Source organism: Vibrio sp. D420a, assembly GCF_030248625.1.
In the GTDB taxonomy this organism is placed as follows: Bacteria; Pseudomonadota; Gammaproteobacteria; order Enterobacterales; family Vibrionaceae; genus Vibrio; species Vibrio fortis_A.
Genome location: NZ_JAHGAN010000077.1, coordinates 1 through 2,728 on the forward strand (window position 1 = coordinate 1; position 2,728 = coordinate 2,728).

Below are 2,728 nucleotides of genomic sequence, written 5' to 3' on the forward strand. Positions count from 1 at the left end.
AAGCGAGTAAGCGAGTAGTTTTAAAGGGTTGGCAATTATCGTCAACCCTTTTTTTCATTGTAATAAAGGGCGTTATTAACCCTGCTCTGATTCCACAATCTTCTTCAGCGAGTGTGGGTGTAACTTTATACAAATCCCTTGATGCTTAAACGCTACCGTTGGGTTGTTCAAACGCTCGCCTTCGCCTTTCGGACTGGAAAGTTTGATCTTAACGCCTTGCTCTGCCAACGCTGCAAAGTTAGCAGCGAACTGCGGGTAAGTGTCTTTAAGATCCGCTAGGTACTCATCAGCGGTTTGTGCATGAGATGGAATCACAAATTCAACGTGCTCCCAATCTTGACTTGGGTAAACCTTACCTTCTGCCGGATATGGCAGTTCTAAACACTCAATCGACCAACCTCGGCTCTTTAACGGCTCATCAAAAGCAATCACAACAATTGGACGACCGTTAATCATCGCTTGTGAAATCGTCTCGCCGTAACCAGACCAAGCCTCATGTGCCGCTTTCGCTAACGACGTCTCGTTGATTCTTAACGCAATGTGATCCGCTTGTGCAAAGCTAAGATCTAACCCTAGCTTACTACCAAACTCTTCGATCTTGCCCATAAAATCATCCAGGCGTTCAATCATCTGTTGCGGTTCTAATTGTGCTTGCGTGAGCGTCATAATCTACTTTCTCCAAATCTGATGCGCGCATGGTAGCAGCTCTATTTTTTGCAACAAGCCTTCTATTGAGCGTTGTTTTGAAATCTCTACGGTAATTGCGTTTATTTGGTTAAAGGAAATGTAAATTTTCTATCAATCCGCCCTATAAGAAGCCACACAAAATTGGTATCATTACCGCCATTTTTGTGAACTCAAACAGAGTCTGTTGTTCATTTCATCAATAAAGCGTTAAGTAAATTGCACCTTAACCTTAGCTGGCAACGAAATAACAACCACTCTTATCATCCTTGAATTGAAGGAAACGCGTGTGAATATCCAAGCACTTATTAATGACAAAGTATCTCAGGCTCTAGAAGCCGCTGGCGCACCTGCAGGCTCTCCTGCGGCTGTTCGTCAATCTGCAAAACCACAATTTGGTGACTACCAAGCAAACGGCGTAATGGGCGTTGCAAAGCGACTAGGCACTAATCCACGAGAATTTGCTCAGAAAGTATTGGACGTTCTAAACCTAGACGGTATCGCTTCTAAAGTTGAAATCGCAGGCCCTGGTTTCCTAAACATCTTCCTAGACGAAGCTTTCCTTGCACAACAAGCAGACGCAGCATTGGCTGATTCTCGTCTAGGCGTTGCAGCGGCTGAAGCTCAAACTATCGTTGCTGACTACTCTGCACCAAACGTTGCTAAAGAGATGCACGTTGGTCACCTACGTTCTACTATCATCGGTGATGCAGTTGTTCGAACTCTAGAATTCCTAGGCCACAACGTTATCCGTGCAAACCACATTGGTGACTGGGGTACTCAGTTCGGTATGCTTATCGCAAACCTTGAGCGTGTACAACAAGAGTCTGGCGAAGTTTCTATGGAGCTTTCTGACCTTGAAGCCTTCTACCGTGAGTCTAAGAAGCTATACGACGAAGACGAAGAGTTTGCAGTTAAAGCACGTAACTACGTAGTGAAACTACAAGGCGGCGATGAGTTCTGCGCAGAGATGTGGAAGAAACTGGTTGATATCACAATGATTCAAAACCAGCGTAACTACGACCGTCTAAACGTATCTCTAACTCGTGATGACGTGATGGGTGAAAGTAAGTACAACGACATGCTTCCTGCAATCGTTGAAGACTTGAAAGCTCAAGGTCTTGCTCAAGAAGATGGCGGCGCACAAGTCGTTTTCCTAGATGAGTACAAGAACAAAGATGGCGACCCAATGGGCGTTATTATCCAAAAACGCGACGGCGGTTTCCTATACACGACAACCGATATCGCATGTGCTAAGTACCGTTACGAAGAGCTAGGTGCAGACCGTGTTCTTTACTTCATCGATTCTCGTCAACACCAGCACCTAATGCAAGCTTGGACTATCGTTCGTAAAGCGGGCTACATCCCTGAGTCTGTATCTCTTGAGCACCACGCGTTCGGCATGATGCTAGGTAAAGATGGTAAGCCATTCAAGACTCGTGCAGGTGGTACGGTTCGTCTTGCTGATCTTCTTGATGAAGCAGAAGTTCGTGCAGCACAACTGATCGAATCTAAGAACCCTGAGCTAGCGGAAGACGAAAAGAAAACTATCGCAAACACAGTTGCTATGGCAGCGGTTAAATACGCGGATCTTTCTAAGCACCGTACTACTGACTACGTGTTCGACTGGGACAACATGCTTGCGTTTGAAGGTAACACTGCACCATACATGCAGTACGCTTACACACGTGTTGCTTCTGTATTCGCTAAAGCAGGCGTTTCTATGGAGTCGCTTGAAGGTGAAATCAAGATCACTGAAGAGAAAGAAAAAGCACTTATCGCGAAGCTTCTACAATTTGAAGAAGCGGTTCAGTCTGTTGCTCGTGAAGGTCAGCCGCACATCATGTGTACTTACCTATTCGAACTTGCTGGTCAATTCTCTAGCTTCTACGAAGCGTGCCCTATCCTAGTTGCTGAGGACGAAGGCGTTAAACAAAGCCGTCTGAAGCTTGCTGCACTGACAGCGAAGACCATCAAGCAAGGTCTGTCTCTACTAGGTATCGACACTCTAGAGCGCATGTAAGCGATTCGAGATTCGAGATTC

2 protein-coding genes are annotated in these 2,728 nt (G+C 45.7%); one reads left to right on the forward strand and one right to left on the reverse strand.

Annotated elements, in window-relative coordinates:
• Positions 1-75: 75 nt before the first annotated feature.
• Entirely contained in the window at positions 76-666 is a 591-nt protein-coding gene (locus tag KI743_RS24005; RefSeq protein ID WP_285468523.1) for a VOC family protein, read from the reverse strand.
• Positions 667-973: 307 nt separating this feature from the next.
• On the opposite strand from KI743_RS24005, the gene argS reads away from it, so the two are divergent.
• Positions 974-2,707, forward strand: coding sequence for an arginine--tRNA ligase (argS, locus tag KI743_RS24010; protein WP_285468526.1), 1,734 nt, complete (start codon positions 974-976; stop codon positions 2,705-2,707).
• Positions 2,708-2,728: the final 21 nt, after the last annotated feature.

What these genes read in the sequence shown, in the direction of transcription:
- KI743_RS24005 (WP_285468523.1), bottom strand. Translation starts at nt 666, where the DNA reads ATGACGCTCACGCAAGCACAATTAGAACCGCAACAGATGATTGAACGC.